This window comes from Hydrogenophaga sp. GW101-3F08 (assembly GCF_059424585.1).
In genome coordinates, this window is the sequence record NZ_JBWKZP010000013.1 from 15,731 (window position 1) to 40,754 (window position 25,024).

Annotated in this window: 30 protein-coding genes and 1 tRNA gene; 19 read left to right on the plus strand and 12 right to left on the minus strand. The window is 66.9% G+C overall.

All coding sequences use genetic code 11. The features are described from left to right. Positions 1-10: 10 nt before the first annotated feature. From AC07YZ_RS23475 to AC07YZ_RS23485, 3 genes are all read right to left on the minus strand, one after another. Positions 11-907: a sulfotransferase family protein gene (locus AC07YZ_RS23475; RefSeq protein ID WP_494796546.1), complete on the minus strand. Its 897-nt coding sequence runs from the start codon at positions 905-907 to the stop codon at positions 11-13. After that, positions 904-1,482: an adenylyl-sulfate kinase gene (gene cysC, locus AC07YZ_RS23480; RefSeq protein WP_494796611.1), complete on the minus strand. Its 579-nt coding sequence runs from the start codon at positions 1,480-1,482 to the stop codon at positions 904-906. The genes AC07YZ_RS23475 and cysC overlap by 4 nt, the downstream gene beginning before the upstream one ends. A 247-nt stretch (positions 1,483-1,729) precedes the next feature. Then, positions 1,730-2,569: a DMT family transporter gene (locus AC07YZ_RS23485; RefSeq protein ID WP_494796547.1), complete on the minus strand. Its 840-nt coding sequence runs from the start codon at positions 2,567-2,569 to the stop codon at positions 1,730-1,732. 105 nt (positions 2,570-2,674) lie between these two features. Here AC07YZ_RS23485 and AC07YZ_RS23490 point away from each other — a divergent pair, with 105 nt between their 5' ends. Further along, positions 2,675-3,025, plus strand: a complete 351-nt coding sequence (locus tag AC07YZ_RS23490; RefSeq protein WP_226491009.1) for a carboxymuconolactone decarboxylase family protein — start codon at positions 2,675-2,677, stop codon at positions 3,023-3,025. Positions 3,026-3,154: 129 nt separating this feature from the next. On the opposite strand, the gene AC07YZ_RS23495 is transcribed toward AC07YZ_RS23490, so the two are convergent. The 5 genes from AC07YZ_RS23495 to AC07YZ_RS23515 are packed head-to-tail and all read right to left on the minus strand — an operon-like array spanning position 3,155 to position 6,804. Further along, a complete protein-coding gene (locus tag AC07YZ_RS23495; RefSeq protein ID WP_494796548.1) occupies positions 3,155-3,838 on the minus strand; it encodes a helix-turn-helix domain-containing protein in 684 nt (227 codons plus the stop codon). Between the two features lie 2 nt (positions 3,839-3,840). After that, positions 3,841-4,863 carry a lipoyl synthase gene (gene lipA / locus AC07YZ_RS23500; RefSeq protein WP_226491011.1) on the minus strand — a complete coding sequence of 341 codons (1,023 nt, stop codon included), beginning with the start codon at positions 4,861-4,863 and terminating at the stop codon, positions 3,841-3,843. Positions 4,864-4,901: 38 nt separating this feature from the next. Further along, entirely contained in the window at positions 4,902-5,594 is a 693-nt protein-coding gene (lipB, locus tag AC07YZ_RS23505; protein WP_494796612.1) for a lipoyl(octanoyl) transferase LipB, read from the minus strand. Between the two features lie 2 nt (positions 5,595-5,596). Further along, positions 5,597-5,881: an HP0495 family protein gene (locus AC07YZ_RS23510; protein ID WP_494796549.1), complete on the minus strand. Its 285-nt coding sequence runs from the start codon at positions 5,879-5,881 to the stop codon at positions 5,597-5,599. Positions 5,882-5,892: 11 nt separating this feature from the next. After that, positions 5,893-6,804: a D-amino acid aminotransferase gene (locus tag AC07YZ_RS23515; protein WP_494796550.1), complete on the minus strand. Its 912-nt coding sequence runs from the start codon at positions 6,802-6,804 to the stop codon at positions 5,893-5,895. A 133-nt stretch (positions 6,805-6,937) separates the two neighbouring features. Between AC07YZ_RS23515 and AC07YZ_RS23520 the strand changes: the two genes are divergently transcribed. From AC07YZ_RS23520 to AC07YZ_RS23565, 10 genes are all read left to right on the plus strand, one after another. Beyond that, entirely contained in the window at positions 6,938-7,438 is a 501-nt protein-coding gene (locus tag AC07YZ_RS23520; protein WP_494796551.1) for an ATP synthase subunit I, read from the plus strand. A 29-nt stretch (positions 7,439-7,467) separates the two neighbouring features. Further along, positions 7,468-8,352 (plus strand): F0F1 ATP synthase subunit A, encoded by an 885-nt coding sequence (atpB, locus tag AC07YZ_RS23525; protein WP_226491015.1) that lies wholly within the window; start codon positions 7,468-7,470, stop codon positions 8,350-8,352. 74 nt (positions 8,353-8,426) lie between these two features. Then, positions 8,427-8,672 (plus strand): F0F1 ATP synthase subunit C, encoded by a 246-nt coding sequence (gene atpE, locus AC07YZ_RS23530; RefSeq protein ID WP_068174683.1) that lies wholly within the window; start codon positions 8,427-8,429, stop codon positions 8,670-8,672. A 126-nt stretch (positions 8,673-8,798) separates the two neighbouring features. After that, a complete protein-coding gene (locus tag AC07YZ_RS23535) occupies positions 8,799-9,269 on the plus strand; it encodes a F0F1 ATP synthase subunit B (RefSeq protein ID WP_068174685.1) in 471 nt (156 codons plus the stop codon). Positions 9,270-9,322: 53 nt separating this feature from the next. After that, positions 9,323-9,853 carry a F0F1 ATP synthase subunit delta gene (locus AC07YZ_RS23540; RefSeq protein WP_068174687.1) on the plus strand — a complete coding sequence of 177 codons (531 nt, stop codon included), beginning with the start codon at positions 9,323-9,325 and terminating at the stop codon, positions 9,851-9,853. Positions 9,854-9,915: 62 nt separating this feature from the next. After that, on the plus strand, positions 9,916-11,472 hold the full coding sequence (gene atpA, locus AC07YZ_RS23545; RefSeq protein ID WP_226491016.1) for a F0F1 ATP synthase subunit alpha: 1,557 nt from the start codon (positions 9,916-9,918) through the stop codon (positions 11,470-11,472). Between the two features lie 30 nt (positions 11,473-11,502). Next, positions 11,503-12,369: a F0F1 ATP synthase subunit gamma gene (atpG, locus tag AC07YZ_RS23550; RefSeq protein ID WP_226491017.1), complete on the plus strand. Its 867-nt coding sequence runs from the start codon at positions 11,503-11,505 to the stop codon at positions 12,367-12,369. Between the two features lie 44 nt (positions 12,370-12,413). Continuing rightward, entirely contained in the window at positions 12,414-13,820 is a 1,407-nt protein-coding gene (atpD, locus tag AC07YZ_RS23555; RefSeq protein WP_226491018.1) for a F0F1 ATP synthase subunit beta, read from the plus strand. A gap of 120 nt (positions 13,821-13,940) precedes the next feature. Then, complete coding sequence (locus tag AC07YZ_RS23560; protein WP_226491019.1) at positions 13,941-14,357, plus strand: F0F1 ATP synthase subunit epsilon; 417 nt, start codon at positions 13,941-13,943, stop codon at positions 14,355-14,357. A gap of 117 nt (positions 14,358-14,474) precedes the next feature. Beyond that, positions 14,475-15,047, plus strand: coding sequence for a cyclic nucleotide-binding domain-containing protein (locus tag AC07YZ_RS23565; RefSeq protein ID WP_226491020.1), 573 nt, complete (start codon positions 14,475-14,477; stop codon positions 15,045-15,047). A 93-nt stretch (positions 15,048-15,140) separates the two neighbouring features. Here AC07YZ_RS23565 and AC07YZ_RS23570 read toward each other — a convergent pair whose 3' ends face one another. From AC07YZ_RS23570 to AC07YZ_RS23580, 3 genes are read right to left on the minus strand one after another with little or no spacing between them, the layout of a single operon-like run. Then, complete coding sequence (locus tag AC07YZ_RS23570; protein WP_494796552.1) at positions 15,141-15,668, minus strand: TPM domain-containing protein; 528 nt, start codon at positions 15,666-15,668, stop codon at positions 15,141-15,143. A gap of 13 nt (positions 15,669-15,681) precedes the next feature. Then, entirely contained in the window at positions 15,682-16,590 is a 909-nt protein-coding gene (locus AC07YZ_RS23575; protein WP_494796553.1) for a TPM domain-containing protein, read from the minus strand. After that, entirely contained in the window at positions 16,587-17,195 is a 609-nt protein-coding gene (locus AC07YZ_RS23580; RefSeq protein WP_494796554.1) for a LemA family protein, read from the minus strand. The genes AC07YZ_RS23575 and AC07YZ_RS23580 overlap by 4 nt, the downstream gene beginning before the upstream one ends. A gap of 124 nt (positions 17,196-17,319) precedes the next feature. On the opposite strand from AC07YZ_RS23580, the gene AC07YZ_RS23585 reads away from it, so the two are divergent. The 3 genes from AC07YZ_RS23585 to AC07YZ_RS23595 are packed head-to-tail and all read left to right on the plus strand — an operon-like array spanning position 17,320 to position 19,399. Beyond that, positions 17,320-17,757, plus strand: coding sequence for a YybH family protein (locus tag AC07YZ_RS23585; protein ID WP_226491024.1), 438 nt, complete (start codon positions 17,320-17,322; stop codon positions 17,755-17,757). Positions 17,758-17,772: 15 nt separating this feature from the next. Continuing rightward, entirely contained in the window at positions 17,773-18,807 is a 1,035-nt protein-coding gene (locus AC07YZ_RS23590; protein WP_413465703.1) for a YheT family hydrolase, read from the plus strand. A gap of 16 nt (positions 18,808-18,823) precedes the next feature. Beyond that, complete coding sequence (locus tag AC07YZ_RS23595; RefSeq protein ID WP_494796555.1) at positions 18,824-19,399, plus strand: DUF2946 family protein; 576 nt, start codon at positions 18,824-18,826, stop codon at positions 19,397-19,399. A gap of 62 nt (positions 19,400-19,461) precedes the next feature. Here AC07YZ_RS23595 and AC07YZ_RS23600 read toward each other — a convergent pair whose 3' ends face one another. Further along, a complete protein-coding gene (locus AC07YZ_RS23600) occupies positions 19,462-20,313 on the minus strand; it encodes a c-type cytochrome (RefSeq protein ID WP_494796556.1) in 852 nt (283 codons plus the stop codon). Positions 20,314-20,453: 140 nt separating this feature from the next. On the opposite strand from AC07YZ_RS23600, the gene AC07YZ_RS23605 reads away from it, so the two are divergent. The 5 genes from AC07YZ_RS23605 to AC07YZ_RS23625 all read left to right on the plus strand — a co-directional run bounded on the left by AC07YZ_RS23605 (position 20,454) and on the right by AC07YZ_RS23625 (position 25,007). After that, positions 20,454-20,529 (plus strand) — tRNA-Arg (locus AC07YZ_RS23605). A gap of 143 nt (positions 20,530-20,672) precedes the next feature. Then, positions 20,673-21,662: a 3'-5' exonuclease gene (locus AC07YZ_RS23610; RefSeq protein WP_494796557.1), complete on the plus strand. Its 990-nt coding sequence runs from the start codon at positions 20,673-20,675 to the stop codon at positions 21,660-21,662. A 159-nt stretch (positions 21,663-21,821) separates the two neighbouring features. After that, on the plus strand, positions 21,822-23,060 hold the full coding sequence (locus AC07YZ_RS23615) for an NnrS family protein (protein ID WP_494796558.1): 1,239 nt from the start codon (positions 21,822-21,824) through the stop codon (positions 23,058-23,060). An 18-nt stretch (positions 23,061-23,078) separates the two neighbouring features. Then, positions 23,079-23,402: a ferredoxin FdxA gene (fdxA, locus tag AC07YZ_RS23620; protein WP_226491029.1), complete on the plus strand. Its 324-nt coding sequence runs from the start codon at positions 23,079-23,081 to the stop codon at positions 23,400-23,402. A 300-nt stretch (positions 23,403-23,702) separates the two neighbouring features. Continuing rightward, positions 23,703-25,007, plus strand: coding sequence for a sugar phosphate nucleotidyltransferase (locus tag AC07YZ_RS23625; protein WP_494796559.1), 1,305 nt, complete (start codon positions 23,703-23,705; stop codon positions 25,005-25,007). Positions 25,008-25,024 lie beyond the last annotated feature (17 nt).

The following is a 25,024-nucleotide window of genomic DNA, read 5'->3' on the forward strand; positions in this document are numbered from 1 at the left end:
TTCGGCCGGATCAGTTGTGGTGCTGCAATTCATACCCCAGCTCGACAAGCAGGCCACCCGCCACGCGTTCGAAGCGCCGGACTTCGTCCTCGCTCAGTTCTTCGCGCCAGGAACCGATGCGCCCGGTGCCCGGTCGTTCCATGGTTCTGCGCTGTTGGCGCAGGCGCTGCGCGTGGCTCGCGATGACGGTGCCATCCAGCGAGAGACGCGTCCGGTGTTCTTCCAGCCTTCGGGGGGCACGCTCCTGGTGGTTCAGCAACTGGTCCGACCAGTGCAGATCCAGGAAATCGCACAGGTGCCGCAACACGGGCTCTGGCCGCGCCACCAGGTCTTCGTAGAAGACCTCGACGTAGTGGGTGCGGCCCAGGCCCGCGCCGCGGGCGGCGCGCACCCGGTCGGTCCAGGCACGCGCCAGGACTTCGGGCTCATGGCCCGGCGAGAACCATTGCTGGCGCCAAGACGCCGCCACATCGCGGCCGTCGCGAATGAGATGGACGAACCGGGCCTCTGGCAACAGCGCGGCAATCGCGCCGATGTGAAGCGAATAGTCCGGCGTCTTTTCGCCCCAACGTGGCTTGCCCAAGCGCTGCGCGTAGAGCCGATAGAAGGCCCGCAGTCCGTCCGCCACGGTGAAAGGTTCAAGGGCCTGCACGGCCTCGGTCAGCGCCTCGCGCGCGAGACCGAAGTCCTCCCAGTTGGGGGCCTGGGGCGGAAAGGCGGTGACTGTGTCGAGAAAACGAGCGCGCAGATCGCTCGTCGACGTGTCCAACGCCGAGGCGGCAACGACGAAGCCCGTCTCGGGCGGGATCGCGAGGTCGGGATGGGCGTCGAGCATCAGCCGCAGCAGTGTCGTGCCCGAGCGAGGCGCGCCCACGATGACCGGCATCGGGAGCGGAGGATGGCTCATGGCGTTGCTTCCCCGATCAGCGCGAGCAGTTCATTCACAGCGGGCTGCAGCCCCGTCCGCATGGGGTTGATCGCCAGCCGGGGCGCCTCCGGCGCTTCATAGGGAGCGCTGACACCGGTGAACAGGGCGAGTTCGCCTCGCCGGGCTTGGCGATAGAGGCCCTTGACGTCGGCGGCTTCGCACACTTCCAGCGGCGTGCTGACGTGGATTTCCAGGAAGCGATGCGCCCCGATGATGGAGCTGGCGTGTGCCCGGTCGGTCCGCAAGGGCGAGATCAACGCCGCAACGACGATCAGGCCGGCGTCGTTCATCAACCGGGCGACCTCGGCGGCACGGCGGATGTTCTCGCTGCGCTCGTGCGCGCGGAAACCCAGGTCCCGGTTCAGCCCGCGGCGCAAGGTGTCGCCGTCGAGCACCACACATCGGCGGCCGCGCTCATTCAATGCCCGGGACAGTGTCTGGGCCAAGGTGGTTTTGCCCGCTCCGCTCAAGCCGGTGAGCCACAGGGTGAGAGGCGCATCGGGGGACGTGTCAGGCGCTGGTGCGGACATGGGATCGGGCGCCCGGCTGCCCATCGTTTGTCGATCCATCGAACTTCATGAGCAAGGTCGTCTGATGCATGGGTTCGATTCCTGAAGTGGGCGCCCATTATTGTCGAAGCGAATGCGGCCGCATAGACCGCCTCCGCCGCGCCGACCATCAACCAGGCTGTTTCCCCAAAGCCCATACCGGCCGCGGGCCCGGGCCATCGAGGCCGTGCGGGTGTTTGACAGACGCAACCTGAACGGTTTGGTGCTTTGAAAGGGATCCATGGGGGCGCCCTCAACGGCTCCGGGTGGCCATCACCGCCGCGCCGATGATCATCAACGCCGCCAGTGCCACGGAAGCGCTCGGCGTCTCGCCGCGCACCCACAGCAAGGTGAGGGTCGACAGCAGCGGTGTCAGGAAACTCAGCACCCCGATCTGGCGCGCGTCGCCCCGCTTGAGCGCGGCATCCCAGAGGAAAAACGCGCCGCCCAGCGGGCCCAGACCCAGCACCACGATCAGACCCCAGTCACGGGCCGACAACGTGGTGCTGGGCTCCAGCCAGAAATGGCACAACACCGAGAGCAGGCTCGAGGCCAGCGCAAAGCTGCCGATGGCCGCGGTGGGGAAGGCCCGCACACGTTGGGTCAGCAGCGAGTAGCTGGCCCAGATGAAGGCCGAGCCCAGCGCGGGCACGTAACCCCAGGCCCAGACCGCTTCGACGCCGGCGCCGCGCCCACCCAGGATGGCCAGCGCCGCGCCGGCAAAACCGATCAGTGCGGCCAGCACATGGCGCGTGGTGAGCGACACCCCGGGCAGGAACAGCGGCGCCAAGACCACGATGCCCAGCGGCCAGAGGTAGTTCACCAGATTGGCCTGCACCGGCGGGGCGTGGCGCAGCGCGATGAACAGCAGGAAGTGGAACCCGAACAGGCCGTAGACACCGAGCGCGAGCGTGGCGCCGGGCACCCGCCATCGGCGGACATCAAAACGCGACAGTGGCAGGGCGATCACGCTGCCCACCAGCAGGGCCAGCCCGGTGAGCAGGAACGGGGGCACGTGGGACAGCGACACGCCGAGCGCGGCCAGGGAGGCCCACAACGCCATGGCGCCCAGCGCCAGCAGGTTGGCCGTCATGCGCTTCCCCCGGCCGGCGCGGCCGGACTTTGATCAATGACAAGGTGGGGTGAGCAATTCATGCTTGATACTCCACTGGGTATTAAATTCTGCAAAGGACACTTCTTGAGCACCTTCAACCACAACGAGCTGATGCGCGACATCAACGAGAGCCTGGCGCCGTTCCGCAAGGCCCAGCCCACCGCCATGGCGGGTTTCGGCCAACTGGCCAGGGCCGCCATCACCGATGGCGAGCTCAGCGCCAAACACAAGGAGCTGATCGCTCTGTCGATCGCGGTCACGCAGCGCTGCTCGGGCTGCATCGGCTTTCACGTCAAGGCCCTGGTCCAGCTGGGCTGCACGCGCGCCGAACTCGAAGAGATGCTGGCTGTGTGCGTGTACATGGGCGGGGGGCCGGCGCTGATGTACGCCGCCGAGGTGATCGCGGCCTGGGAAAAAATGAGCGCCACGGGCTGAGGGCCCGCAGGCCTGGGGTGCCACAGAGGTGGAGACTGATCGCTGTGAGCCAGGACACATGCGGCCAGCATAGGGGGCCGCACTGTTGGCGGACGCGGGTGGATCGTCGCGATCCGCGGGTCTTGCGCTTCAGTGGCCCGCTTGCTTGCGCAGGGCAGCGGTGAGCGCCGACGGCGAGCGGTAGCCCGTGCGCCGCGCCACCTCGGCCACGGGCAGGCCCTGGCTTCTGAACCGGCGTGCCTCGGCCAGCCGCAGCTCGCGCAGCCACGCCATGGGGCTTTGTCCCAGGTCCTCGCGGCAACGGGCGGTGAACTGCGCGGCGCTCAGGTGCACGCGCGACGCCAGGTCGCCCACCTGCAGGGCCGCATGACCGTGGGCCTGTGCCCAGGCGGTCAGCGCGGCCCAGTCGATGGCGCGCCGTGCCCGCCGCACCGCGGCGGGCGGTGTCCAGGCTTCCAGGAGCAGGGCCGGGCCCAGCAGCCGGGCGCGGGGCAGGGCGCCGTCGCAGGCCGCGGCAAGGTAGCTGGCCAGGGGTGCCAGTGCCCGAGGCTCGGGGTTGTGGTGGGCGTGTTGCCAGCGGGCATCGCGGGAGTCCAGCACCAGGCAGCGTGCCGACCCGCTGGCTTCGAAGTCGTGGCGGTCCCCGGGGACGATCACGACGCCGTCACCGGCGGCGATGCGCCGGCCGCGGCCATCCACTTCCAGCTCCAGCACGCCGTCCAGTCCGAGCAGGATCTGGAAGTGGTCGTGCGCGTGGCTGCCGTGCGAGGCGCCATAGCACCGGACCGACAGGGTATCGGCCGGGCGGTTCATGCTCAGGCCTTGGGGGCGCCCGCGTGGAGCGCATTGTGCGCCTGCTGGTCGGCGTGGTAGCTGCTGCGCACCATCGCGCCCACGGCGGCGTGGGTGAAGCCCATCTCGTAGGCCTTGGCCTCGAACATCTTGAAGGTGTCGGGGTGCACGTAGCGGCGCACCGGCAGGTGGTGGCCGCTTGGGGCCAGGTACTGGCCGATGGTCAGCATCTCGATGTTGTGCGCGCGCATGTCGCGCATGACGTCGAGGATTTCCTCGTCGGTCTCACCCAGGCCGACCATCAGGCCGCTCTTGGTGGGCACATGCGGGAACAGGGCCTTGAACTTCTTGAGCAGGTTCAAGCTGAACTGGTAGTCAGAACCCGGGCGCGCTTCCTTGTACAGGCGCGGCGCGGTTTCCAGGTTGTGGTTCATCACGTCGGGCGGCGCGGCCTTCAGGATCTCCAGCGCGCGGTCGTCGCGGCCGCGGAAGTCGGGCACCAGCACCTCGATCTGCGTGCCCGGCGACAGCTCGCGGGTTTTCTCGATGCAGGCCACGAAATGGCCGGCGCCGCCATCGCGCAGGTCGTCGCGGTCCACGCTGGTGATCACCACGTATTTCAGCTTGAGCGCTGCAATGGTCTTGGCCAGGTTCTCGGGCTCGTTCACGTCCAGCGGGTCGGGGCGGCCGTGGCCCACGTCGCAGAACGGGCAGCGGCGCGTGCACTTGTCGCCCATGATCATGAAGGTGGCCGTGCCCTTGCCGAAGCATTCACCGATGTTGGGGCAGCTGGCTTCCTCGCACACCGTGACCAGCTTGTTGGCGCGCAACACGTCCTTGATTTCGTAGAAGCGCGTGGTCGGCGAGCCGGCCTTGACCCGGATCCACTCGGGCTTCTTCAGCACCTCGGCCGGCACGATCTTGATCGGGATGCGCGAGGTCTTGGCCTGGCTCTTCTGCTTGGCGCTAGCGTCGTAGCCGGCGGCGGGCTGGGCTTCGCGGACCGTGTGGGTGTCGGCGGCCGTGGGGGTGTCGGGGCGGGTCATGGCGTGGGCGCGGGTGGCGCGATGAGAGAACGGGAGGTTCAGGGGCTGAGGGTGGCGCCGAGCTTCTGGCTCAGGACCTGGGCCGCTTCATCCCATGAAACGGCGACCCCGATTGTAGAAAGGTCCACCGTCTGCAGCCCCGCATACCCACACGGATTGATGCGCCAGTAGGGCTGCAGGTCCATGGCCACGTTGAGCGCCACGCCGTGGTAGGTGCAATGGCGGCTGACCTTGATGCCCAGCGCGGCGATCTTGCCCAGGCCGGTGAAGTCGGGGTCGGCCGCAGGTGGGCCGTCCACTTTCTTTTGCGGTCGCTGAGGTAGCAGGGCGTGGCTGGTCGGGTCGTCCAGCCGCACGTAGATGCCGGGTGCACCGGCCACGCGGTGGCCGGTCACGCCGAAGTGGTCCAGCGTGCGGATCACCGCTTCTTCGATGCGGTAGACGTACTCCTTGACGAAGTAGCCGGCGCGTTGCAGATCGATCAGCGGGTAGGCCACCACCTGGCCCGGGCCGTGGTAGGTCACCTGGCCACCGCGGTTGGTTTTCACCACCGGGATGTCGCCCGGCGCGAGCAGGTGGTCGTCGCGGCCCGCGATGCCCTGGGTGAACACGGGCGGGTGCTCGCAGACCCAGAGCTCGTCGGGCGTATCGGCGGTGCGCGCCTCGGTGAACGCCACCATGGTGTCGCAGGTGGGTGCGTAGTCCACCCGGCCGAGGTGGCGAATCTGCATGCTCACAGAACGATCTTGACCATCGGGTGCGTGGTCAGCGTGCGGTACAGCTCGTCGAGCTGCTCGCGGCTGGTCACGTACACCGACAGCGTGAGACCCAGGTAGTTGCCGGCCTTGCTCGGGCGCATCTCGATGGTCGAGGCGTCGAAGCTGGCATCGAAGGCCTTGGCCACATGGGTCATGGCCGTGACGTAGCCGTCCACGTTGGCGCCCATCACCTTGACGGGGAAGTGGCAGGGGTATTCGATGAGCGATTGTTCGGGCGGGATCTCGCGGGGCTGGTCCATGGCGATATTCCTCAAATCGATTGCGCGGCCTTGGCGCGCTGGTATCCGGCATAGAGCCGCTCGTACACCGGGCCGGGGCGACCACGCTGCGCGCCATGCCCCACCGGCTGGCCGTCCAGCGTGGTGATGGGCAACACCTCTTTGGTGGCCGAGGACAACATCAGTTCGTCGGCGTCCAGCACCTCGGTGCGGCCGATGCGACGCAACTCGAAGGGGATGCCTTGCTCCCTGCAGATCTCTTCGATCAGATCGAAGCGGATGCCTTCGAGCACCAGATGGTCCTTGGGCGGCCCCATGACCACACCATTCTTCACCACCCAGACGTTGCTGGCGGCGGCCTCGCTGAGAAAACCATCACGGAACATCACGGTCTCGATGGCATCGGCGTCGGCACTGATCTGGCGTGCCAACACGGCGCCCAGCAGGCTGGTGCTCTTGATGTGGGCCTTCTGCCAGCGGAAGTCGTCGGCGCTGACGCAGGACACGCCGACTTGTCGTTGCTCCGGCGTCGCCGGCTTCATGTCACCCACCATGACAAACACCGTGGGCCGCAGGCCAGGCGGCATCACGTGGTCGCGCACCGCGACGCCACGCGTGACCTGGATGTAGACCAGCTGGTTGGCCGCGCCGGTGGACGCCATCTGCGCCTGGATCAGGCGACGCGCGATCGCCAGCCAATCCGCGGCCCTCAGCGGGTTGGCGATGCGCAGTTCACCCAGCGAGCGCTCCAGTCGGGCCATGTGCTGCTCGAATCGGAAAATCTTGCCGCCGTAGGCCGGCAACACCTCGTAGACACCATCACCAAAGATGAAGCCCCGGTCGAGCACACTCACCTTGGCATCACACAAAGGGCCGTACTCGCCGTTCAGATAGCAGAGTGAGTCGGGCAGCACGGACGCACTCGTTTCGAGGGGGGTGTTCATTTTTGAGATTATCGGACGCAGCGCAAGCGCCTGCCCCAGTTCGGCCGGCAGGCTTGACGAGCCCATGGGGTTTCTACGTATAATCAACGGCTGTGCTCAATCGCATCCATCTGTAACCCGTCTGTAATTTGCCATGTCGACAATGCCTCCGGTCGGGTCGACGAAGCAAGCCGCAGATGCTTGGGAAGATGGGGCGAACGAAGCCGATTTCAAGCCACTCACGCACGAAGAGGCGTTGCGGTGGCGGTCCGGTCAGCCGGTGCTGTCGGTCTGGCGCCTGGTTGGTGTGCAGTTGCTGGTCGGTCTGGCGGTCGCTGCACTGACGTGGTTGTTCACGCAGTCGGTGTCGCTGGCGTCGTCGGTCCTGTATGGCGCTGCTTCGGTGGTGCTCCCAACGGCCTTGATGGCCTGGGGCATGACGTCGAGTGCCTTGTCCCGCCGGGCGGCGGGGCATGTGATCTCGATGTTCATGGGTTTTGTTTTGTGGGAGGGGGTCAAGATTCTGCTGTCGGTGGCCATGTTGTGGTCCGCGCCCAGAATCGTCCCTGACCTGAATTGGCTCGCCCTGTTGGCGGGCTTGGTGGTGGTGCTCAAGGTGTACTGGTTTGGATTCTGGATCCAGACCCGGCGTTGAACTCAAACGGTAGACGGAAACATACAAACATGGCTGCTGAAGGACACACATTGACCCCGGGTGAATACATCCGGCACCATCTGGTTCATCTCAACAACGCCGGCCACAAGCAGGAGTCGATTGTCGACTTCTCCATCATCAACCTGGACTCGGTGTTCTTCAGCGTCGCGCTGGGCGCGCTGGTCAGTTTCTTCCTGTGGCGCGCCGCGCGCAAGGCCTCGGCCGGTGCTCCCGGCCGTTTCCAGGCCGCGGTCGAAATCCTGTTCGAGATGGTCGACAACCAGGCCAAGTCGGTGATACACAACGCCCACAGCCGCAAGCTGGTGGCGCCGCTGGCGTTGGCGGTGTTCTGCTGGATCTTCATGATGAACTTCATGGACATGCTGCCGCTGGACTTGCTGCCCATGCTCTGGGGCAAGTACAACGCCGCCATCGGTCACGATCCGGCCCACGCCTACCTGCGCGTGGTGCCCACCGCCGACCTCTCGACCACGCTGGGTCTGTCGATGTCCGTGCTGCTGCTGGTGCTGTTCTACAACCTGAAGATCAAGGGTCTGGGTGGCTGGTCGCACGAGCTGGTCACCGCCCCGTTTGGCACCAGCAAGAACCCGGTGTTCGCGCTGCTGCTGGGCGTCGTCAACTTTGCCATGCAGATGATCGAATTCGTCGCCAAGACCGTCTCCCACGGCATGCGACTGTTCGGCAACATGTTTGCCGGCGAACTGGTGTTCATGCTGATCGCGCTGCTGGGGGGCTTTGCGGCCTTCTCGCTGAGTGGCGGCCTGTTCTTCGTCGGGCACATCATCGCCGGCACGGTGTGGACCATCTTCCACATCCTGGTGATCACGCTGCAGGCGTTCATCTTCATGATGCTGGCCCTGATTTATCTGGGCCAGGCGCATGACGCTCACTGAGTGGCACGGATCTTCCGCGCACTGAGTTTCTTTTCCTCTCTTTTCAACTTTCTTCCATTTCAATAGGAGTCATCATGGAAAACGTTCTGGGTCTCGTCGCACTGGCTTGCGGTCTCATCGTCGGTCTGGGCGCTCTGGGCGCTTCGGTTGGCATCGGCATGATGGGTGGCAAGTTCCTCGAATCCGGTGCCCGTCAGCCTGAGCTGATGAACGACCTGCAGACCAAGATGTTCCTGCTGGCCGGTCTGATCGACGCCGCGTTCCTGATCGGTGTGGCCATCGCCCTGCTGTTCGCGTTCGCCAACCCCTTCACGCTGTAATCGGGTTTGCTGCCCTGCGTGGCGCTTCCGATGTGGTGATGGAGGCCTTGGGCCGAGTCACCGTTCGCGGCGCTTCGCGGCAGCAAGTGCGTCACCACCTTTGTTAACACACAGAAAGGCGTTGCGATGAATATCAATGCAACCCTCTTTGCGCAGGCCATCGTCTTTGCGATCCTGGTGTGGTTCACGATGAAATTCGTGTGGCCTCCCATCGCCAAGGCACTGGATGAGCGTGCGTTGAAGATCTCCGAAGGACTGGCTTCCGCCGAGAAAGCCAAGTCCGAACTGGCCGTGGCCAACAAACGTGTGGAAGAAGAGTTGAGCAAGTCGCGCAACGAATCCGCCACCCGCCTGGCCGATGCCGAACGCCGCGCCCAGATCGTGATTGAAGAGGCCAAGGCGCGAGCCACCGAAGAGGCTTCCAAGATCGTGGCCACCGCCCGTCAGGAAGCCGATCAGCAGGTCATCAAGGCGCGCGAACTGCTGCGGGAAGAAGTCGCAGCGCTGGCCGTCAAGGGTGCAGAGCAGATCCTCAAGCGCGAAGTCAACGCCGGCATCCATGCCGAGTTGCTGGGCCGTTTGAAGAGCGAACTCTGATCCGCCCCACGCTGACGCACCCTACGTTAACCGCAGGCATCCCAAGGTAGACCATGGCCGAAATCGCAACAATAGCCCGCCCTTACGCGGAAGCGCTGTTCAAAGTGGCGGGCGCGGACGCAGCCGGTGCAGCCGCATGGCTGGACGAACTGGCGGCCGTTGCTTCCAACGAGCAACTGCGTCAGTTCGCTGACAGTCCCAAGTCCTCACCCGAACAGGTGTTCGGTGTCATCTCTGGTGTGCTCAAGAGCAGCCTGCCCGCCATGGCGCAGAACTTCCTGCGCACGGTGATCGACAACGGACGCCTTGCCGCCTTGCCCGAAATTGCCAGTCAGTTTCGCGCATTGAAGAACGCGCAACTGGGCTCCTTCGACGCCATCGTGTACAGCGCTTTTGACATGGACAACGCCGCCTTGGCCGACCTCTCCGGCGTGCTGGAAAAGCGGTTTGGCCGCAAGCTCAACTTGCAGGTCACGCTGCAGCCGGAGCTGATCGGTGGTGTTCGCGTGGTGGTGGGTGACGAGGTGCTCGACACCTCGATCAAAGCCCGCCTGGAACAAATGAAAGTTGCCCTCACGGCCTGAAGGCCTTTTGGCTGACTGCACGGGCGCGCCCTCATCCCATTTAACGAAAGAAGGAAAGAGTCATGCAACTCAATCCCGCCGAAATCTCTGAACTGATCAAGTCCCGTATCGAGGGTCTGGGCGCATCGAGCGATGTGCGCAACCAGGGCACCGTGGTGTCGGTGACCGACGGTATCGTCCGCGTCCATGGCCTGTCCGATGTGATGCAGGGCGAAATGCTGGAATTCCCGGCCAACAAGGACGGCGTGCCTTCCTTTGGTCTGGCTCTGAACCTGGAGCGCGACTCCGTCGGCGCCGTGATTCTGGGTGAGTACGAGCACATCTCCGAAGGCGAGACCGTCAAATGCACGGGCCAGATTCTGTCGGTGCCGGTCGGCCCCGAACTGATCGGTCGTGTGGTCAACGCCCTGGGCGCTCCGATCGACGGCAAGGGCCCGGTCAACGCCAAGATGACCGACGTGATCGAAAAAGTCGCCCCGGGCGTGATCGCCCGCAAATCGGTGGACCAACCGGTGCAGACCGGCCTGAAGTCGATCGACTCGATGGTGCCCGTGGGCCGTGGCCAGCGCGAGCTGATCATCGGTGACCGCCAGACCGGCAAGACCGCCGTGGCGATCGACGCGATCATCAACCAGAAGGGTCAGAACATGACCTGCGTTTACGTCGCGATTGGCCAGAAGGCCTCGTCGATCAAGAACGTGGTGCGTGCCCTGGAGCAGGCTGGCGCGATGGAATACACCATCGTCGTGGCGGCTTCGGCCTCTGAATCCGCTGCCATGCAGTACCTGTCGGCCTATTCCGGCTGCACGATGGGCGAGTACTTCCGTGACCGCGGCCAGGATGCCCTGATCGTGTACGACGACCTGTCCAAGCAGGCCGTGGCCTACCGCCAGGTTTCGCTGCTGCTTCGCCGCCCGCCAGGCCGCGAAGCCTACCCCGGCGACGTGTTCTATCTGCACAGCCGTCTGCTCGAGCGCGCCGCGCGCGTGAACGCCGACTACGTCGAAGCCTTCACCAAGGGTGAAGTCAAGGGCAAGACCGGTTCGCTGACCGCACTGCCCATCATCGAAACGCAGGCCGGCGACGTGTCCGCTTTCGTGCCGACCAACGTGATCTCGATCACCGACGGCCAGATCTTCCTGGAAACCAGCCTGTTCAACGCCGGTATCCGCCCCGCCATCAACGCCGGTATCTCGGTGTCGCGCGTCGGTGGTGCGGCCCAGACCAAGCTGATCAAGTCGCTGTCCGGTGGTATCCGTACCGACCTGGCCCAGTACCGTGAACTGGCCGCGTTCGCGCAGTTCGCTTCCGACCTGGACGAAGCCACCCGCAAGCAGCTCGACCGCGGTGCCCGCGTGACCGAACTGCTCAAGCAGGCCCAGTACTCGCCCCAGTCGATCGGTCTGATGGCCTCCACGCTGTTTGCCGTGAACAAGGGCTACCTCGACGACGTCGAAGTGAAGAAGGTGCTGCCGTTTGAAGCGGGCATGCACGCTTACTTGAAAGACAAGTACGCGGCCCTGCTGGCCAAGATGGAATCCGACAAGGCCATGGACAAGGACGCTGAAGCCCAGCTCGCCGCCGCCATCGCCGAGTTCAAGAAGACCGGCACGTACTGATCCGTCCATTGACCCGATAAAGGAGCAGCAATGGCAGTAGGCAAGGAAATACGCGGCAAGATCAAATCGGTGGAGAACACCAAGAAGATCACCAAAGCCATGGAAATGGTCGCCGCCTCCAAAATGCGCAAGGCGCAGGACCGGATGCGTGCGGCCCGGCCCTACGCAGAAAAAGTGCGCCAGATCACCGGCAACCTGAGTCGGGCCAACCCGGAGTACACGCACCCGTTCATGCAGATCAACACCGCCAAGGCCGCCGGCTTTGTCGTGGTGACGACCGACAAGGGTCTGTGCGGGGGCCTGAACACCAACGTGTTGCGCGCGGTGACCAACCAGCTCAAGGACCTCCAGTCCAAGGGTGTGAGCGCCGAAGCCGTGGCCATTGGCAACAAGGGTCTGGGCTTCCTCAACCGCATCGGTGCCAAGGTGGTGTCCAGCGTGACGGGTCTGGGCGATACGCCCCACCTCGACAAGCTGATCGGCCCGGTCAAGGTGCTGCTCGATGCCTACACCGAAGGCCGGATCAACGCGGTCTACGTCTGCTACACCAAGTTCATCAACACGATGAAGCAGGAGTCGGTGATCGAACAGCTGCTGCCGCTCAACGCGAGCACCTTGCAGGACGGTGCCGGTGGCCGCGACTGGGATTACATCTATGAACCCGATGCCCCTGCCGTGATCGACGAGCTGCTGCTGCGCTATGTGGAAGCCCAGGTGTACCAGGCGGTGGCCGAGAACATGGCTTCCGAGCAGTCCGCCCGCATGGTGGCCATGAAGGCCGCCACCGACAACGCCGGCAGCGTCATTGGTGAACTCAAGCTGGTCTACAACAAGACCCGCCAGGCCGCGATCACGAAAGAGCTTTCGGAAATCGTGGCCGGTGCCGCAGCGGTCTGAAGCAGCCGCCCAACAGAATCCAGAGAAAACAGAAGGTATCCATCATGTCTCAAGTACAAGGCAAGATCGTCCAGTGCATCGGCGCCGTCGTGGACGTGGAATTTCCGCGCAACCAGATGCCGCGCGTTTACGACGCCCTGAAAATGGAGGGCTCGGCCCTGACGCTGGAAGTCCAGCAGCAGCTCGGCGACGGCGTGGTGCGCACCATTGCGCTGGGCTCGTCCGACGGCCTGCGCCGCGGCATGGTGGTGTCCAACACCTCCAATCCCATCATGGTGCCGGTGGGCAAGGCCACGCTGGGCCGCATCATGGACGTGCTGGGCACGCCCATTGACGAACGTGGCCCGGTGGATCAGACCCTGACCGCTTCCATCCACCGCAAGGCCCCGGCCTACGACGAACTGTCCCCCTCGCAGGAACTGCTGGAAACCGGCATCAAGGTGATCGACCTGATCTGCCCGTTCGCCAAGGGCGGCAAGGTGGGCCTGTTCGGTGGTGCCGGTGTGGGCAAGACCGTGAACATGATGGAACTCATCAACAACATCGCCAAGGCCCACTCCGGTCTGTCGGTGTTCGCTGGTGTGGGCGAGCGTACCCGTGAGGGCAACGACTTCTACCACGAGATGGCCGACTCCAAGGTCGTGGACCTCGAGAACCTGCCCAACTCCAAAGTGGCCATGGTCTACGGCCAGATGAACGAACCCCCGGGCAACCGTCTGCGCGTGGCCCTCACCGGCCTGACCATCGCCGAGTCGTTCCGCGACGAAGGCCGTGACGTGCTGTTCTTCGTGGACAACATCTACCGTTTCACGCTGGCCGGTACCGAAGTGTCCGCCCTGCTGGGCCGCATGCCTTCCGCCGTGGGTTACCAGCCGACGCTGGCCGAAGAAATGGGCCGCCTGCAAGAGCGCATCACCTCCACCAAGGTGGGCTCGATCACTTCCATCCAGGCTGTGTACGTGCCTGCCGATGACTTGACCGACCCGTCGCCCGCCACCACCTTCGCCCACCTGGACTCCACCGTGGTGCTGTCGCGTGACATCGCTTCGCTGGGTATCTACCCCGCTGTGGACCCGCTGGACTCCACCAGCCGCCAGCTCGACCCGCTGGTCGTGGGTCAGGACCACTACGAAACCGCTCGCGCCGTGCAGAACACGCTGCAGCGCTACAAGGAACTGCGCGACATCATCGCCATTCTGGGCATGGACGAACTGGCGCCGGAAGACAAGCTGGCCGTGGCCCGCGCCCGCAAGATCCAGCGTTTCCTGTCGCAGCCGTTCCACGTGGCCGAGGTGTTCACCGGTTCGCCCGGCAAATACGTGCCGCTGTCGGAAACCATCCGCGGCTTCAAGATGATCACCAACGGCGAGTGCGATCACCTGCCCGAGCAGGCGTTCTACATGGTCGGCACCATCGACGAAGCCTTCGAAAAGGCCAAAAAAGTCGCGTAAAGCGGCGTACTCGGGCGCCCGGCGTTGTTGGTGTGCGCTATATGCAGCAGCACATCTCCGCGCACCGCCTAGCCGGACACCCGATTACTTGCTTTCCGACGACTTTTTAAAGGAGAACATATGAGCACCATCCGCGTCGATGTGGTCAGCGCCGAAGAGTCCATCTTTTCGGGCGAGGCCAAGTTCGTGGCGCTGCCGGGTGAAGCCGGTGAGTTGGGCATTCTGCCCGGTCACATTCCGCTGATCACCCGCATCAAGCCCGGTGCCGTGCGCATCGAAAAAGCCGACGGCGGCGAAGAGTTCGTGTTTGTGGCCGGTGGCATTCTGGAAGTGCAGCCGAACCACATCACCGTGTTGTCCGATACCGCCATCCGTGGCAAGGATCTGGACGAGGCCAAGGCCACCGACGCGCGCAAGCAAGCCGAAGAAGCGGTCAAGAACGCCAAAAGCGACATCGATCTGGCCAAGGCCACCTCGGAACTCGCGGTCATGGCGGCCCAGATCGCGGCGCTGCGCAAGTACCGTCAGAAGAAGTGAAACGCCCGCAGCGTTTGACGAAAGCCGGCTCCGCGCCGGCTTTTTTTCGCCAGGGGTTTGCCTGGCGAACGCCGCATGGGAAGATAGCGGACCCCATAACCACAACGAGCGCGCGGGATGTCATCGATCTTTGAGAACCCCGATATGGCCCCCGAAGAGGTGGCGGCCCGGCTGCTGGTGACGGCGTCCGCCCTGGACGACCTGACCCTGGCCGACGCCATGAAGGTGGTGGGTTACATGCGGCCCAAGCGCATCAAGGCGGGTACGGTGTTCATCCACGAGGGTGAGGTGACGCACAACGACTACATGCTGCTGGTGCTCGAAGGCGACATCGCCGTGGCCAACGATCTGCCGGGGCTGCACGAAAGCATCGTGGTCAACATCCTGGGCCCGGGGCACCTGATCGGTGAAATGGGCGTGCTCGACGGCGCACCCCGCTCGGCCACCTGCACCGCGACCACCGACATCGCCGCGGCGGTGCTCTCGCGCACCGCCTTGATGCGGCTGCTGCGGGACGAGCCGCGCGTGGGCGCACGCTTGCTGCTCGCCATTTCCAAGCGCATGGCAGACCGCCTGCGCGACACCACGCGCAAGCTCCGGACGTTCGCGTTGATGAACAAGGCGCTGCAGGAGGAACTGCAGGTGATCATGAACAGCCGCACGCCCTTGCCCAAGAAGACCATCCGCTGAGCCGTTGGCGATGGGTGCCGCAACGCACCCGAGAAGGCCGGCCCTCTGCCCGAACGGCTGAGCCCGGGTCGCGGCGCGCCCCGTGGCGCGGCACTAGGCCCGCACCATGGCGTCGGGCAGTTCGTTGGCGGTTTGCGTGCCGGGTTCGGCCGGGAAGTGCTCCACCAGCAGGGCCGAGACTTCTTCCAGGGCCTGGGTGAGGCCGTCCTCGAATGCCCCCTCGTGCAGATGGGCGCCCAGGCGGTCGACGATGCCCTGCCACTGGGCCGCACTCACGCGCCGGCTCAGTGCCCGATCGGCCACGAATTCGATGGCATGTTCGGCCAGCAGCAGGTAGATCAGCACGCCGTTGTTGGACTCGGTGTCCCACACACGCAGGCGGCCAAACCAGCTCAGGGCGCGCTGGCGCACCACCGCTTTCAACGGCATGGTGGCTTGGACGCGCCACAGGTAACTGGTGGGCAGGGCGGCTTCCACGCACAGCCGCACCTCGCCGGTGTGGCGCAGCTCGCTGGCGGCGACGCGCCGGGCAAGGCGGGCGGCCATGTCGTCCGGGACGGCGCGCCGCGTGTCGGCGCGGTCGCGCCAGCGGTGTTTGAGGATGCGAAGCAGTTTGTTCATGCGCGTGTCCGAATCACCAGTTGCCGGAAGCACCGCCGCCGCCGAAGTTGCCACCGCCTCCGGACCCAAAACCCCCGCCACCGGAGCCGAAACCACCGCCACCCCCGAAGCCGCCGGTGGGGCCGCCCCAGCCGCCGCGCCCGCCCCGTCCCGAGGTGGGCGTGGTGGGCAGGAACTGCATGAAGAGCGCGGCCAGCATGCCCAGCAGGCCGGCACCGATGGCGATCCACAGCACCGCCGTGAACAGCCAGGCCAGGCCCCCGACACCCAGGCCGGTGAGCAGGCTGCCAAAGCGGTTGCCGAAGATGCCGCGCAACACGCTCGCGATGATGGGAACGGCGAAGACGATGAAGACCAGCAGATCCATCGGTTCGAAACCATCCTTGGCGGTGGAGGCTTCAGGCAGCGGCAGGTCTTCGCCCGAAATGCGGGCCAGGATCTGGTCCACGCCGGCCTGGATGCCGCCGGCGTAATCGCCGGACCGGAAGGCCGGGGTCACGGCCTGGTCCAGGATGCGCCGCGCCATCAGGTCTGGAATGGCGCCTTCGAGCGTCTTGGCCGTGGCGATGCGCATGCGCCGGTCGTCCTTGGCGATGACGAACAGCACGCCGTCGCCCACCTCCTTGCGCCCGATCTTCCAGGCATCCCCCAGGCGCTGGGTGTAGTCGGCGATGTCTTCGGGCGCGGTGGTGGCGACCATCAGCACCACCACCTGCGAGCCGCGCGACTGTTCGAAGGCCGCGAGCTTGGCTTCGATGGCGGCCAGGGCGGCGGCGTCCAGCGTGCCGGTCTGGTCCATCACCCGGGCCCGCAGCTCGGGCACCGGTTGCAGGCCTTGCGCGGCGGCCAGGCCGGCGCAGAGCCAGAGCGCCAGCGTGGCAAGCCAGCGGCCGAGCCCGGTGCGGGATCCGCGCAGTGTCATGGTTTGTTGAAGTCGACCGCCGGCGGCGCCGAAATGGCCGCCTCGTTCTGCACCTGGAAGTTCGCCTTGGGCGCATAGCCGAAGACCATGGCCGTGAGGTTGGTCGGGAAGCTGCGCGCGAGCACGTTGTATTCCTGGACCGTCTGGATGTAGCGGTTGCGCGCCACGGTGATGCGGTTCTCCGTGCCTTCGAGCTGCACGCGCAGATCGCTGAAGCCCTGGTTGGCCTTGAGGTTGGGGTACTGCTCCACCACCACCATCAGGCGGCTGAGCGCGCTGCCCACTTCGCCCTGGGCGGCCTGAAATTTCTGCATCGCGGCCGGATCGTTCACCATCTCTGGTGTCATCTGGATCGACGTCGCCTTGGCGCGCGCCTCGATCACCTTGGTGAGCGTCTCCTGCTCGAAGTTGGCCTCGCCCTTGACCGTGGCGACGATGTTGGGGATCAGGTCGGCGCGGCGCTGGTACTGGTTGAGCACCTCCGACCAGGCCGAGCGGCTCTGCTCGTCGAGCCGCTGGAAATCGTTGTAGCCACAGCCGGTGAGGCTGGCGCCGAGAAGCAGGGCCATGGCCCAGGAGAGCAGGCGTCGGACAGATGGGGACATAAGGAACCTCCACGGGGCCGCAGGGGCCGGATGAACAAGAGACACGGGCGTCGCGCAACGCCCAGGGCACTATACCCCGGTGTCCGGCCGCCACGGGCGCGGGGGGCGCGGCAAAATAGCCCGCATGCGAAAACCCAAACTGCCACCCAGTTCCGCGGACGATACCGAGGCGGCCTTCTACGACGCCCTGCAGCACGCCGACATCGAGCGGCTCATGGCCTGCTGGAGCGACGATGACGAGATCGTCTGTGTGCACCCGGGTGGCCCGAGACTGGTCGGGCACGCCGCGGTGCGCGCGGCTTTCGAGGCCCTGTTTGCCAACGGCAGGGTCATGGCACAGCCCGAAAAGGTGCGCCGACTCGACACCGGCGCCTGCTGCGTGCACAGTGTGGTCGAGCGGGTCTCGGTGATGAGCGACGATGGTCTGCAGCACGCCTGGGTGGTGGCCACCAATGTCTACGCCAAGACCGCGCAGGGCTGGCGTTTGGTGGCGCACCACGCCAGCCCGGGCTCGCGCTCCGAGCCTCAGGATGTGTTGACGGTGCAACCGGTGCTCCATTGAGAGAGGGGGTGTGCCATGAAACGCGACGACACGGCCTGGATGGGCCCCGGCATTCGCGCCGAGGGCTTCGACTACCGCCCCCCCTGGTGGGTGCCGGGGGGCAATGTGCAGACGCTGTGGGCCGCGCTGGCCGCGCGCCGCCACTTCGGCCCCGCGCCGCGCTGGCAGCGCAGCCGCTGGACCACGCCCGATGGCGACTTCATCGACGTGGACCGGGCCGACCACCCCAGCGCGCCCGGGGCACCCCTGCTGGTGCTGTTCCATGGCCTGGAAGGTTCGTCGAGCAGCCAGTACGCCGTGGCCTTCGCCGACTTCGCCGCAGCCCGGGGCTTGGCGCTGGCGGTGCCGCATTTCCGGGGCTGCTCGGGGGAACTCAACCTGGCCCCGCGCGCTTACCACTCGGGCGATTTCCTCGAGGTCGACTGGGTGCTCAAGCGCTTTGCCCATGAACATCCGGATCGGCCCCTGATCGCGGCTGGGGTGTCGCTGGGTGGCAACGCCCTGCTGCGCTGGGCCGGCGAAATGGGCGCCGAGGCCTGCGCCGTGGTGCGGGCGGTCGCGGCGGTCTGCTCCCCGCTGGACCTGGCCGCCGGGGGGCACGCCATCGGGCGCGGCTTCAACCGGCTGGTCTACACCCGCATGTTCCTCTCGACCATGGTGCCCAAGGCCCTGAAGAAGCTGGAACAGTACCCCGGCCTGTTCGACCGCGAGGCCCTGCTGGCCGCGCGCGATCTGTACGAGTTCGACAACCTGTTCACCGCGCCCTTGCACGGCTTTCGCAACACCGACGACTACTGGTCGCGGGCCTCGGCCAAACCCTTGCTGTCCGGCATCCGTGTGCCGGCGCTGGCGCTCAACGCGCGCAACGACCCGTTCGTGCCCCCTGCCTCGCTGCCCACGGCGCGGGAAGCCGGCCCCTGTGTCACGCTGTGGCAACCTGGCGCGGGTGGGCACGTCGGTTTTCCCGCGCCGTACGGCCACCTGGGCTTGCCCGGCCACGTGCGGGCCATGCCCGAGGCGGTCGGTGGCTGGCTGCTCCAGCACACCTGAACCCGGAGACCCCGCCATGGACGACATCGTCAAAGCCGCTCTGGCCAAATGGCCCAACGTGCCGCACTGCTACGGCTGGCTCGGGCTGGACGCGCGGGGCCAGTGGTTCATGCGCGACGACCGCATCCAGGCCGCCGGGCCGTTTGCGGCGGTGCCCGGCGAGAGCGCTGCCGCCAGCAAAGGCTCGCTGCTCAAACACGACAAGCTGATCGAATTCATCCACCGCAACTACGCTGCCGACGAAGCCGGGCAATGGTTCTTCCAGAACGGGCCGCAGCGTGTCTACGTGGAACTGGAGCTCACGCCCTACATCTGGCGCCTGCAGCCCGATGGGAGCGTGCTGGCCCACACCGGCCAGCCCGCGGGGGCGGTGCAGCGCTGTCTGCTGGACGAAGCGGGGCGCCTGTACCTGCAGACCGGGCTGGGCCTGGGGTTGGTGCACACCAGCGACATGGCGCTGGCCGCCGACGTGGTGGACGCGGGGGCCTGGCGCCCCGAGGCCGTGACCGCGGCCGAGCTGCCCGCACGGTTCGGCTTTGTTCGCAGTCCCCAGCGCCGCCTGGCATCGGCCAGCGCCGCCGGTGGGGGCTGAGCCGGGGCGGGGGACGAAAAAAAGCCGGTCAGTGACCGGCTTTTGTCTGGGCTCGGTGCGGCTTACTTCACCGCGGCGAGCATGTATTCCACGGTGGCCTTGATGTCGGCGTCCGACGCGGTGCTGCCGCCCTTGGGCGGCATGGCGTTCTTGCCCTTGATGGCGCTGGCGGTCAGGCCATCCACGCCCAGCGTCAGGCGCGGGGCCCAGGCGGCCTTGTCGCCGAATTTGGGCGCGCCGGCCACACCGGCCGCATGGCAGACCGCGCAGGTCTGCTTGTAGATGGCCTCGCCGGCACCGGCGGCCACCGTGGTGGATGCAGCAGCGGGGGCGGGTGCGTCCGCCGGAGCCGCGGTGGGAGCGGCCGCCACGGGGGCGGCTTCGGTCGCTGGCGCCGCGGCGGGCGCGGCAGCGGCGCCTGCGGGCGCCTGGGGCACCTCGAACTTGCCGCCAGCGGCGTTGGCCATGTGCACCACGGCACGGCCGATCTCCACATCGCTGAAGGCGCCGCCACCTTGGGCCGCCATCGCGTTCTTGCCCTTGAGCGCGGAGTTCAGCAGGGCCTCATAGCCGGTGCCGATGCGGGGGCCCCAGGCGGCGGCGTCGCCGAACTTGGGCGCGCCCACCACGCCGGTGGCGTGGCAGGCCGAGCACTGGGCCGTGTACACCGCTTCACCCGTCTGCAGCGGGCGGTTGGCGTCGCGCAGTTCCACCGAGCCCACGCGCTGGATGCGCTGGGCCGTCGCGAGTTCGGTGTCCACAGCGCCCGCGGCGGGCTTGTCACCGGCGGTGACGTAGTACACCAGGCCAATGATGATGAAGATGGGAGCCACAAAGGCGAAGAACGACGTCCACAGCAGCTGGGCGGGCGTCTTGATCGGGCCGGTGTGAGATTCGTGCGCGTGGTCGCTCATGTTGTCCTCAAGGGTGCGGAACGGGGCCAGGATTGGGGGGTTGGCGGGCCTGCACCGGGTGGGCAGACAGCCCGCGATTATAGCCAGCGGCCCCCCTGCGCCCGCCTGACAAGGGCCCCGCCTGCTAGAATCGCCCGGTTGCGGCTGTAGCTCAGTGGATAGAGTATTGGCCTCCGAAGCCAAGGGTCGTGGGTTCGATCCCCGCCAGCCGCACCACCATCCACGACCAGCATGGGTTTTTCATCGCCCGTCCATGGCTCGCCCCACTTCCCCGATTCCCTGCCTCTGACCTTGCCGGTCCTCGGTCGCTGGCCCTGCGTGGAAATCCGTTCGTTCAAGTGCTCGGGTAGGCTTCACGGATGCAACAGTTCAGTTTCGAGTTTGACCCTCCCCGTCCGGCGCAGCCGGCGGCCACCCCACCCGCTGCGCCCGTGGCCGAGCCGAGCCTGGAGGCGATGGCGCAACGGCTGGAGCAGCACCCCGACTTTCGGGTGTTGCGCCGCCTCGTGCCCATCCTGGACTTCGGCCCCGCCGCGTTGCCCAGCACCGCCCGCCAGCGTGTGCTGGTGCTCGACACGGAGACCACCGGGCTGTCGCACCCGACCGACCGGATCATCGAGCTGGCCATGCTGCTGGTGGAGGTGGACACGGCCTGCGGCTTGCCGGTGGGCCCGGTGGCCTGCTTCGAGGGCTTCGAAGACCCCGGCATGCCGATTCCGCCGGTGGCCCGGGAGGTGACGGGCATCACCGATGAGATGGTCAAGGGCCACCGCCTGGACGACCAGCAGGTGGAGGCGATGGTGTCCCAGGCCGACCTGATCGTGGCGCACAACGCGGGCTTCGACCGCCCCTTTGTGGAAGCCCGCTTTCCCTGCTTTGCCGGGAAGGCCTGGGCCTGTTCGTTCATGGACATCGACTGGAAGGCGGCCGGCGCGGGCTCGTCCAAGCTCAGTGCCCTGGCCAACGACCAGGGCTGGTTCTACGACGCGCACCGGGCCCTGGTGGACTGCCATGCCTTGTTGCACGTGCTGGCCAAACCCGTGGGCAGCAGCGCTACCACAGGCCTGAGCCAGCTGATCGCCGCGGCCGCCAGGCCCAGCTTCAAGCTGCGTGCCACGGGTTCGCCCTTCGAGTCCAAGGACAAGCTCAAGAGCCGGGGCTACCGATGGGATGCCGACGCCAAGGTCTGGGCCTGCACGCTGGCCAGTCAGGAACAGCTGGACGCCGAGCTGGTTTGGCTCAAGGCCGAGGTCTATGGGCGTCGCGCGGCGCGCCTTGAGATCGAGGTGCTGGACAGCCTGGTGCGCTATTCGGCAAGGCGGGGCGAGGCCGCCGACCGGAGCCTGTAGGGCCTCGTCGGGCGAGACCCCGACCACCGAGGCGCATCAAAGCCCTTGGAGAAGTGCGCGATAGCTTGATTCCGGTCGGCATCGGAATTAAGATTCATGCAAAATGAATCTTATAAACACCGAGGCGGAAGCCCGATACCGCTGAACCCCTCGCATTCCATGCCCACCCCGACGCTCCCCCCGACCTTGTCTCTCACCCCGGCCGGCTCCCCGGCGGCCCCCGGCACACCGGCGCTGGAAGGCTGGCCGCTGCTGCGCCTGGGGTTCCGGCCGTTTTACCTGGGTGCCGCGCTGTACGCGCTGCTGGCGATACCGCTATGGACGGCCCTTTTTCTGGGCCAGGTGACGCTGACTCTGGCGGTGCCGCCGTTGCTGTGGCACGCGCACGAAATGCTGTTCGGGTTTGCGGTCGCCGTCATCGTCGGCTTCCTGCTGACCGCCGCCAAGGTCTGGACCGGGCTGGCCATGCCGCGCGGCGCCCTGCTGGGGGCCCTGGTGGTGGTCTGGCTAGCGGCCCGCCTCGCGGCCGTGCTCGCGCCTTACCCGGTGTACGCCGTGCTCGACCTGGCGTTGCTGCCGCTGGTGGCGGCCGCGCTGATCGAGCGGCTGCTGCGTGCGCGCAACCGCCGCAACCTGCCCTTGGCCGCTCTCCTGGTGCTGCTCTCGCTGGCCAACCTGGCGTTTCACCTGAGCGTGTTCGGGGCCCTGGCGTTGCCGCCCCTGAAGGCCCTGTACGCCGGGCTGGCGCTGATCGTGATGATCGAGTGCGTGATCGCGGGGCGGGTGGTCCCGGCGTTCACCATGGGGGCCACACCGGGGCTGAAGCTGGTCGCGCGGCCGTGGCTGGAGCGCGCCACCCTGTCGTTCACCGCGCTGGCATTGGCGCTCTGGCTCTTCCTCCCAGCGGGGCCCACCACCGGCCTCGTCAGCGGCGGGGTGTTCGCGCTGGCCGCTGCGCTGCACCTGCGCCGCCAGTGGCACTGGAAACCGGGGACGACCCGGGGCCGGCCCATCCTGTGGATCCTGCATGCGGGCTACGCCTGGATACCGCTGGGCCTTGCGCTGCTGGCGCTGGCCCAGGCCGGCTGGATCGGCACCTCGGCGGGCGTGCACGCGCTGGCGGTCGGCGCCACCGGGGGCCTCATCATCGGCATGATCACGCGCACGGCCCGCGGCCACACCGGGCGGCCGCTGCAGGCATCGAAGGCTGAAGTGGCGGCCTACGCCCTGGTGATGGCGGCCGCCACGCTGCGCGTGCTGCTGCCGCTGGTGGCGCCGCAATGGCTGCCGCTGGCCCTGGTGGGCGCGGCGCTCACTTGGTGTGCCGCGTTCGCCATCTATCTCTTCATCTTTGCGCCGTGGCTGGCCCAGACCCGCCACGACGGCAAGGATGGCTGACCCACAGGAGCCCCCGCCATGACCTTTGTCGTCACCGAAGCCTGCATACGCTGCAAATACACCGACTGCGTGGACGTCTGCCCGGTCGATGCCTTCCGGGAAGGGCCGAACTTTCTCGCCATCGATCCCGACGAATGCATCGACTGCGCGGTGTGCGTGCCGGAGTGCCCGGTCGCGGCCATCTATGCCGAGGACGATGTGCCCGCGAATCAGCAGGGCTTCATCGCGCTGAACGCGGAACTCTCCCGCGAGTGGAAACCGATCACCCGCACCAAGCTGGCCCTGCCGGACGCCGACGAGTGGAGCAAGGTCGAGGCCAAGCTGAACGAGCTCAAGCGCTGAAGCCCCGGCGCGGCCGACGGGGCCGCCGCCGGCCATCGTGTGGAGCCCCGCCACCCGTTCCCTTGCGCCGTTACGTGACGCGTCGCCCCGACCGGGTAACGCCGCGGCCCCGGTGCGCGCCCGAGCGGCCCCGCCTGCGGGTGAGGTCGGAAAAAGTCGTTGTGAATCAAGGCCTGGATGCGGCCCGGCGCGTGGCCGTGGCCGCTGGCGCGAAACCTGCACCCGGCCCATGGCAGAAGCGGCAACCCCGCCTGCGGCACCCAGCCCAGGCGCGTTGCCTCGCCCAAAACCGGACGACCCATGACCATCATCCCCGTCATCTTGTGCGGGGGGGCCAGCACCCAGCTGTGGCCCCTGAGCCGGAGCAACCGGCCCGCGCAGTTCGTGCCGCTGATCGACGGCCGCAGCCTGCTGCAGCTGACCCTGTCGCGCCTGGCCTGGTGCGGAGCGTCGGTGATCTGCGTGGCGGACGAGGACCACCGGTTCCACGTGCAGGAAGCGTTGCGCAAGGAGCGCCTGCACGGGCAGATCGTGCTCGGGCCGGATGGGGCCATGCCCGCGGTGGCCATGGCGCTGGCGGCGCTGCAGGTGCGCACCCTCGAGGGTGGAGACCCTCTGCTGCTGTTTTCCCCGGCCAACCACCACGTGCCCGACAGCGTGGCGTTTCGCGAGGCGGTGCTGGAGGGCGTGGGGGCCGCGATGTCGGGCGCCATCGTCCATCTGCGTGCCCGGCCCGGGCTGCCCGGCCCCGTCTGGCAGCGCGGCGTGGTGCTGGCCCGGGCCAGCACCGTGCTGGCCGCGCTCTCGGCCCACGCGGAGAGCACCCTGCTCACCTGCGCCAACGCCATGGTGGGCGTGGCCTGCGAAACCCCGGCGGGCGACGCGCGCATCCGGTTCGTGCGGCCCCACCCGGTGGATCTGCGGTGTTGCCTCCAGGCAGCGGGGGAGCGGGACTTCATGGCGCGATACGCGCGGGTGGTGGAGCGGCCCTTTGCCGGGCCCTGGACCCAGGTCGACGGCTGGAACGATGTGGCCGCGCTGCTGCCGGCCGACACCGCGGGCAACCACATCACCGGCCCGGCACACACCGTGCACGCCCGCCGCAACCTGATCCACACCCACGGACGCACGGTGGTCGCCCTCGGCACCCAGGACCTGCTGATCGTCGATACCCGCGACGCCCTGCTGGTGGCGCGCCGCGACCAACTGCAGGCGATGGACGCCGTGCTGGCCCAGCTGCGCCGCCAGCAGGCCTCGCTCACCGCCCGGCCTTCGCAGGCGGTGGCGCAATGGGGGCAGCTCAGCAGCGTGGACCAGGGGGAGCGCTTCGAGATCAACCACCACCGGGTCAAGCCGGGGGGCTGCCTGGGCCTGCGGCTGCACCACCACCGCTCGGAACACTGGATCGTGCTCCGGGGCACCGCGGAAATCACCCACGGCGAGCAGAGCCAGCTGCTGTACGAAAACCAGTCCACGCAGATCGCCGTGGGCCAGGCCTACCAGGTGTGCAACCCCGGGAGCATCGAGCTGGAAATGATCGAAGTTCAGACCGGCAGCTTCATCGGCGACCAGGACGTGATCCACCTGGAAAGCGCCGCGGGGTAAGGCGCTGCGTTTCCTGT